Below are 4,226 nucleotides of genomic sequence, written 5' to 3' on the forward strand. Positions count from 1 at the left end.
CGGTGCCGGCGTGAACGGGGCCTCGAGGCGATCGTCGAACCTCGCGCAGCCCGACAGCGCGACGGTGAGCGCCAGGACGAGCGCGAGCGATCTCATGCCGACCAGACTACGGCGCGCCGTGTCCTACGGGTCCCCGCGGCGGCCCCGGCCTACAGTCGAGGGGTGACTTCCTCAAAGCGCGGCGACGACGACGCCCGTACCGAGATCATCCACGACGTCGACTACCCGCTCGACGTGCCCGGCACCACGGGCCCGGGGGCGGGTGCGGGGAGGGGCGCGAGCGGCGGGGCGGGGGACACCGCCACCACCGCGTTCCCGGCCGCCGGTCGCACCGACTACTCGCAGTTCGCCGAGTCGGGTGGATACGACATGTCCGCGCCGCTGCCGTTCGGCGAGCAGCCGACGACCATCGCGCCCGCCCGTCGGGACGAGATCGGCAGGCGCGGGACCATCGACCTGGGCCTGTTGGTCCTCCGTCTGGTGGTGGGCGTCCTGCTGGCGATGCGCGGCCTGCAGAAGCTCGCCGGGCTGTTCGGTGGCCCGGGGATCGACGGGTTCACGGAGACGCTCGCCGACTCCGGGTTCGACATGGCCCGCGCGCTGGCGATCGCCGGTGGAGCCGTCGAGCTCGTCGCGGGGGTCATGCTCGTCGTGGGGCTGGCCACGCCCATCGCCGCGGCGGGGCTGCTCGGGATCGTCGGGCTCGGCATCGCGGTCAGGTTGACCGGAGCGGACCCCGTCCCCGTGCTCAGCGACACCGCGCGGGGACTCGAGCCGTCGATCCTCTACGCCGCGGCGCTGCTGACGCTCCTCTTCACCGGTCCCGGCCGGTGGTCCGCCGACCGCAGATGGGGATGGTCGCACCGCCCGCGGTTCAGCGGGGTCGTCTGGCTGGTGATCGTCCTCGTGCTGGCCGGCGTCCTGTGGTACTTCCTCAACGGCACCAACCCGTTGACCTCGTCCGCCGACAGCGCACCGGTCACCGCGGGCTGACCGCACCGGTCACCGCGGGCTGACCGCGCCGGTCGCCGCGGGCCGACCACTCGACGGCGGTCGGCCCGCATCCGCGATCAGTCCGGCAGGATCCGGACGGCGCCCTTGTCCGCGGACGACGCCATCGAGGCGTACGCGCGCAGGGCGGTCGAGACCTTCCGGTCCCGGTTCGCCGGCCGCCACGGCAGCGGTCCCTTCTCCTCCCGGCGGCGGGCCAACTCGTCGTCGTCCACCGCCACCGAGATGGACCGCGTGGCCACGTCGATCGTCACGATGTCGCCGTCACGCACCAGGCCGATCGGGCCGCCCGAGGCGGCCTCGGGCGCGATGTGACCGATCGACAGCCCGGAGGACCCGCCCGAGAACCGACCGTCGGTGATGAGAGCGCACTTCGTGCCGAGGCCCGCGCCCTTGATGAACGCGGTCGGGTGCAGCATCTCCTGCATCCCCGGGCCGCCGGCCGGCCCCTCGTACAGCACCACCAGGACCTCACCGGCCTGCAGCGTCTTGTTGAGGATCACCGACACCGCCTCCTCCTGGGACTCGACCACCCTGGCCGGACCCGAGAAGTGGAAGTTCTCCTCCGATACGCCCGCGGTCTTGAACACCGACCCGTCGGGCGCGATGTTCCCGCGCAGCACGACGAGGCCGCCCTCTGCGGTCGCCGGGTGCTCCACGGAGTGGATGCAGCCCCCCACGGCGTCGGTGTCGAGCGACTCCCAGCGGTTGTCCGTGGAGAAGGGCTCGATCGTGCGCACCCCGCCCGGGGCGGCGTGGAACAGCTCGACGGCCTTCTCGGTGGCCGTGCCACTGCGGATGTCCCAGTCGGCGATGTACTGCTCGAGCGACGGCGAGTGCACCGAGTGGACGTCGGTCTCCAGCAGGCCACCGCGGTACAGCTCGCCGAGGATCGCGGGGATGCCACCGGCCCGGTGGACGTGCTCCATGTAGTAGTCCGAGTTCGGGGCGACCTTGGCCAGGCACGGCACCCGGCGGGAGACCTCCTCGATGTCGTGTAGGTCGAAGTCGACCTCGCCCTCCTGCGCGGCGGCGAGGATGTGCAGCACCGTGTTGGTGGAGCCACCCATCGCGACGTCGAGCGCCATCGCGTTGGTGAAGGCCGACTTGGTGGCCACCGAGCGGGGGAGCACCGAGTCGTCCTCGTCGCGGTAGTAGCGCGTGCACAGGTCGACGATGAGGCGACCCGCCTCGGCGAACAGCTCGCGGCGCGCACTGTGCGTGGCCAGCGTGGAGCCGTTACCCGGAAGGGACAGTCCGAGGGCCTCGGTGAGACAGTTCATCGAGTTGGCGGTGAACATGCCCGAGCAGGACCCACAGGTCGGGCAGGCCGACCGCTCGATGGCGTCCAGGTTCTCGTCGTCGACGGCGGAGTTCGCCGAGGCGGAGATCGCGGTGATGAGGTCCGAACCGGCCTTGACGACCCCGTCGACGACCACCGAGAAGCCCGACTCCATGGGCCCGCCCGAGACGAACACTGTGGGGATGTTGAGCCGCATGGCCGCGTTGAGCATGCCCGGCGTGATCTTGTCGCAGTTGGAGATGCACACCAGCGCGTCGGCCGTGTGGGCGTTGACCATGTACTCCACCGAGTCCGCGATGATCTCGCGGCTGGGAAGCGAGTACAGCATCCCGGCGTGGCCCATGGCGATGCCGTCGTCGACCGCGATGGTGTGGAACTCACGCGCCACGCCGCCCGCCGCCGCGATCTGCTCCGCGACGATCTCGCCCACGTTCTTCAGGTGGACGTGGCCGGGCACGAACTGCGTGTAGGAGTTGGCGATCGCGATGATCGGCTTGCCGAAGTCAGAGTCCGTCATGCCGGTCGCACGCCAGAGGGCTCGCGCCCCCGCGGCGTTGCGTCCGGCGGTACTGGTTCGTGACCTCAGGGGCGGCATGGGACCTCGATCCGGTTCGAAGGGGGCGGGCGGCCGGAGGGGCTTCGCCCGCGGGGGCGTTCCGGACGCGCCGACGGCGGCGCCCCGGACGCTCCGAGACCTCCCCACGATACGCCCCGGTGCGGGTTTACTCTTCTCACGGTCGGCCGCCGGGCCCGCCCGCCCACGACGAGAAGGGGGATGGACATGAGCGACTCCGGCCACACCGGCGGGATCCGGGAGTTCGTCTCGCACTCGGCAGGAGCCGTCGCGGTCGTCTGCGGCCTGTTCTTCCTCCTGGCCTTCATGTACATCGGCGGCACCGCGGACCCGCAGGCCCACGCCCGACACATCCCCGTCGCCGTCGTGAACGAGGATCAGGCGGCGACGCTCGAGACCCCGATCGGCCCGCGACGGATCGACGTCGGAACCCGCATCACGGCAGGACTCATCCAGAACAACGACTGGGGCACCGTCCGGCTGCACATGGTCGACCCCGCCACCGCGGAGGCCGGTCTGCGGGACGGAACCTACTTCGGCGCCCTGCGGATACCCGCTGACCTCAGCCGGCGGGTCGTCGGGCTGGTCGAGGCGGCCGCGACGGAGGCGGGGCGCAGCGGGCCCGTGCCGGACCGCGCCCGCGTGGAGCTGGAGTACTCACCGCGGGTGTCGATCGTCTCCGGCCAGGTGATGAACACGATGGCCGACCGGATGCGGGAGTCGTTCCGCGAGCGTGTCGGGCCGGGTCTGGTGGAGGACGCCCAGCTCCTCGCCGAGGCGGAGGGCGGGGCGGTCGACGCTGCCGCGGAGCTCGCGCTCGGCGACCCGATCCGGGTCGATGTCGCGGCGTGGAATCCGCTGCCGGCGGGCGTCTCCAACGCGTCGCTGCCGATGTTCTACGCGCTGGTCGTCATCCTGGCCGGGTTCACCGGCGCGATGATCATCTCAGCGCTGTTGGACGCCCGGCTCGGGTTCATCCCGCTCGAGATCGGGCCGTTCGCCCATCACGTCCACGTCGCGCCGTTCGGCCGGGTCCAGACCCTCGTGCGGAAGTGGGCGGTCACGCTCGTCACCGCCCCGCTGGTGTCGGCTCTGTGCCTGTGGGTGGCGGACATCCTCGGCATCAGCGGGTACGACCCGTGGCACATGTTCTGGTTCTCGAACCTCGTGATCGTGGCGGTGGGGGTCTGCGCGCACACCATCATCGCCGCGATCGGCAACGCCGGCCTGCTGGTCAACCTCGTGCTGTTCGTGGTGCTCGGGATCCCCACCTCCGGCGGGGCGACGCCCACGCAGATGCTGCCGCCCGTCTTCGTCGCCATCGGCGACCTCCAGCCG

General features: G+C 71.4%; 3 protein-coding genes. 2 read left to right on the top strand and 1 reads right to left on the bottom strand.

Annotation, left to right across the window (positions count from 1 at the left end; translation table 11 throughout):
- Window positions 1–162 precede the first annotated feature (162 nt).
- Window positions 163–993, top strand: a complete 831-nt coding sequence (locus G6030_RS16580) for a DoxX family membrane protein (protein ID WP_182643396.1) — start codon at window positions 163–165, stop codon at window positions 991–993.
- Window positions 994–1,070: 77 nt separating this feature from the next.
- Here the strand turns inward: G6030_RS16580 and ilvD are convergent, their stop codons facing one another.
- Window positions 1,071–2,909, bottom strand: a complete 1,839-nt coding sequence (gene ilvD / locus G6030_RS12900) for a dihydroxy-acid dehydratase (RefSeq protein WP_182643397.1) — start codon at window positions 2,907–2,909, stop codon at window positions 1,071–1,073.
- Window positions 2,910–3,095: 186 nt separating this feature from the next.
- Between ilvD and G6030_RS12905 the strand changes: the two genes are divergently transcribed.
- A partial coding sequence (locus G6030_RS12905) for a DUF3533 domain-containing protein (RefSeq protein ID WP_241724348.1) occupies window positions 3,096–4,226 on the top strand: 1,131 nt, incomplete at its 3' end.

It is taken from the genome of Dietzia sp. E1 (genome assembly GCF_014145015.1).
Taxonomy (GTDB): domain Bacteria; phylum Actinomycetota; class Actinomycetes; order Mycobacteriales; family Mycobacteriaceae; genus Dietzia; species Dietzia cinnamea_A.